This is a genomic window from Mycobacterium sp., from assembly GCF_032161845.1.
In the GTDB taxonomy this organism is placed as follows: domain Bacteria; phylum Actinomycetota; class Actinomycetes; order Mycobacteriales; family Mycobacteriaceae; genus Mycobacterium.
This window is the reverse complement of sequence record NZ_JAVRQA010000116.1, coordinates 1-3,046: the sequence shown is the minus strand read 5'-3', so window position 1 is coordinate 3,046 and position 3,046 is coordinate 1. Positions and strand designations below refer to the sequence as shown.

4 protein-coding genes and 1 pseudogene are annotated in these 3,046 nt (G+C 65.2%); 1 reads left to right on the top strand and 4 read right to left on the bottom strand.

All coding sequences use genetic code 11. From position 1 onward, the window contains the following. Positions 1 to 658 (bottom strand): acyl-CoA dehydrogenase family protein (locus QOD90_RS07330; protein WP_526348151.1); only part of this gene is annotated, 658 nt, incomplete at its 3' end. A gap of 90 nt (positions 659 to 748) precedes the next feature. Between QOD90_RS07330 and QOD90_RS07325 the strand changes: the two genes are divergently transcribed. After that, on the top strand, positions 749 to 1,237 hold the full coding sequence (locus tag QOD90_RS07325) for a winged helix-turn-helix transcriptional regulator (RefSeq protein ID WP_526348149.1): 489 nt from the start codon (positions 749 to 751) through the stop codon (positions 1,235 to 1,237). A 15-nt stretch (positions 1,238 to 1,252) separates the two neighbouring features. On the opposite strand, the gene QOD90_RS07320 is transcribed toward QOD90_RS07325, so the two are convergent. The 3 genes and pseudogenes from QOD90_RS07320 to QOD90_RS07310 all read right to left on the bottom strand — a co-directional run. Then, on the bottom strand, positions 1,253 to 1,978 hold the full coding sequence (locus tag QOD90_RS07320; protein ID WP_526348147.1) for a DUF4189 domain-containing protein: 726 nt from the start codon (positions 1,976 to 1,978) through the stop codon (positions 1,253 to 1,255). Between the two features lie 457 nt (positions 1,979 to 2,435). After that, positions 2,436 to 2,720, bottom strand: a complete 285-nt coding sequence (locus tag QOD90_RS07315) for a hypothetical protein (protein WP_526348145.1) — start codon at positions 2,718 to 2,720, stop codon at positions 2,436 to 2,438. Positions 2,721 to 2,865: 145 nt separating this feature from the next. Then, a pseudogene (locus tag QOD90_RS07310) lies at positions 2,866 to 3,046 on the bottom strand (alpha-amylase family glycosyl hydrolase); the annotation flags it as partial.

The window sequence follows — 3,046 nt, the reverse complement described above, 5'->3', positions numbered from 1 at the left end:
GCCGGTCCAGGGTCGGTCCGTCGAACAGTGAGAACAAGCGGTCGGCAGGCACGAAGACGTCGTCGGCTGCGGTGTCATGACTGCCGGTGCCGCGCAGGCCCAGCGTGTGCCAGGTGTCGAGAACCTCGAGGTCTTCTTTGCGCAACGCGACGACCGACGGCACCCTCTGATCATCGACCAGGCAGCCGGCGAACATCATGTCCGCGTGAGTGATTCCGCTGCAGAAGGGCCAGCTGCCAGATACCACGACGCCGCCATCCACCGTTCGAGCTGTGCCACGCGGCGCCCAGACTCCCGCGGCGACGCCACGCCCGTCGCCGAAGAGTGCGTCGCGGCTGGAAGCCGGCAGATAGGCGACCAGCAGGCTGCTGGTGATCGCGATCGACACGCACCAGCCCGCCGAGGCGTTGCCGCGCGCCACCGCTTCTGCGCACGCGAGAGCGAGTCCGGGCGGCAACTCCAATCCCCCAACTTCCACCGGCGCCCCGGCGCGCAGCAGTCCAGACTCTCCGAGGAGTGCCACCAACTGTCCGGGCAGCCGACGGTCGCCGTCGATCGCGGTGGACATCTCGCGAGCCGTCAGCGCGATCTGCCGGGCGACCGACTCGATGTCCTTCGCGCTGCTCAGCGGTGCTGTCTCCAGGTCGGGCTGGTTCATTGCGGTCTCGGCATTCATGTGAGGCGGATGACTGGTTCAATCACGTTACCACTATCGGTTCAGTAACTGAACCGGTATGGTGATTGAACCATGGCCGTTCCGTCTGATCTGTCCCACCGTTTCGAAGCCGAGTCCGTCGGCCGGGCGCTCGAGCTGGTCGGCGAGCGCTGGACGCTGCTGATCCTGCGCGAAGCGTTCTTCGGGGTGCGCCGCTTCGGTCAGCTCGCGCGCAATCTCAACATCCCGCGGCCCACGCTTTCGTCCCGGCTGCGAATGCTGGTCGACGCTGGCCTGCTCGAACGGGTCCCCTATTCCCAAGATCCCGAGCGCCACGAGTACCAACTCACCGATGCCGGGCGCGATCTGTTCGGAGCGATCGTGACCCTCATGCGATGGGGCGACGAGCACCTACCTCACCCGAACGGCCCACCAATCGTCCTGCGCCACGACGCCTGCGGCGAAATCGCCGACCCGCGCCTCACGTGCACCCATTGCGGCCAGGAGATCACCGCACACAACGTCGCCCCCGAGGCCGGTCCCGGCTTCCGCGCCGAACTCGGCGCCGGAGAACTCGCCTAAAGGCGACGACGCGGCTCAGAAGTACGTCGTCGCCGTCGTGCTGGTTCCGTTGTCACAGGTGATCGTGACGGTCCAGTTCCGGAATTTCGGAATGGCTGGGACGATCCTCATGTCGTATTTGGAATTGGCCGATAGGGCGAAGCCGCGGCTGAAGTCATCGGTCGCATACGTGCACTGCGACGACACTCCACTGCGGTCGGTGATGTGAGCCACCAGGCCGCCAAGGACCGTCTCGAACGAGACCGTCGGCCCCTGCAACGGCGCCGGCGGCGGCTGGCTCGGCGGCTGGTTCGGCGGCGGCTGGGTGGCGCCATTGGCGCAGCCCGAGATGATGACCTTCGCGCCCTGCTGGTTCTGCAGCAAGCCCTTGGCCTTGCCCTGGGCGGCGGAAAGAGACGGGTCAGACGCCCCTGTCATTTCGCCGTAGTCGTTCGAGGCGGCGGCGGCGCACTCGTTCTTGGCGATGACCTCCGTAACACAATGGCTACCGCCGTTGTTCACGCAATTCGTCAACGCCCCTTGGCCGGCCTGCTGCTGATCGGAGTTGATTGCCGATCCGCCGGCCACCGTGACGGGCGGGTTGTCGCTGATCAATCCGAGGGCCAGTGCGATGTACTGGTCAGCCGCGCGTGCCGGCGCGGTCGTGCTGACCATGCCGATAACAGTCGCGACCACGGCGAGCAGGATGGCTGCGATGGTCCGGCCACGCCTGCCGTGACGGTGCTGGTAGGTGGTTGTCATGATTCTCCTGGGGTAATCGCCGCCCCGGGACTGCGCTCAGGAGTTGGACGCTGCGCACAGCCTTGACGAGGCATGGTGTCGTCGACTGATTGATCGGCCCTTCGTTAGCTGTGTTGTGCGGATCTGTTGACTATCCGCTCGTCCCTCGGCTCGTTGACCCATTCGGCAATAGTCGTGCTCAGCAACCGGCCGGGCAATTGCCGAGAACTGAAGACAACCGAACGTTTATGGACCTGACCTGCTTCTTTCGGTGGGCAGCCGGGAATCCCCCCGTACGTTCAGCGAGCATGTCGTCAACCCTGCCTAGGGCGAGGGACCGATTCGACATCATGAATGGGCGAGTCCGCCATACCGCCAGATCGGTGGCGAAGCCAGAGGCACCGCACCGACGTCGGCAAGAGGGAGCAGCGTGTGACCCTCAGCGATGGCGCAACACTGGGAGACGGGCCGAGCGAGCTTAGGTCCGCGAATCGCCATGGCTCGCCACCCGGTGGGTCAGGGCCGTCAAGGGGCCAGCGGAGTAGATCCGTGCGTCCCAGCCGGCCAATTCGAGGAACGTTGACGTCGTGTCGACCGGTGGATCGGGCAGATTGCCGAGCACGAGTTCGGCAGCGATCCATTCCCGACCAATTTCGTGTTCGATGTCGAGGGTCCGTGCATCGCGTCCGCAGTTGGCGATGACGAGAAGTCTCCCGTTCGGCGTCGTTCGGGTGTAGGCCCATATCTGCGGGTCCTCCGCCATCAGTGGCCTGAAGTCACCGTCGACCAGGGTGGGTAGTTCGTGGCGGAGGCGGATGAGGGTTTGGTAGTGCGCGAAGACCGAGTCCGTTGCGTCAACCTGTGCGGCGGCGTTCAGCCATGTGTGGTTCAGGTTGACACGCAGCCAGGGCCCTGGCGAGTAGGGCGTCGAACTCGGCCAGAGTGCCGAACAGCGGATCGATGTCGCGGTAGTCGCTGATGTCGTAGCCGTTGTCAGCCTGCGGCGACCGATAGATCGGCGACAACCAGATCACGTCCACCCCGAGCTCGCGCAGATAGTCGAGCCGCCCCAAGATGCCGCCCAGATCG

Excerpts from the sequence above, each read along its gene's own strand:
- QOD90_RS07320 (WP_526348147.1), bottom strand. The coding sequence starts at position 1,978 with ATGACAACCACCTACCAGCACCGTCACGGCAGGCGTGGCCGGACCATC.
- QOD90_RS07315 (WP_526348145.1), bottom strand. The coding sequence starts at position 2,720 with ATGGCGGAGGACCCGCAGATATGGGCCTACACCCGAACGACGCCGAAC.
- QOD90_RS07325 (WP_526348149.1), top strand. The coding sequence starts at position 749 with ATGGCCGTTCCGTCTGATCTGTCCCACCGTTTCGAAGCCGAGTCCGTC.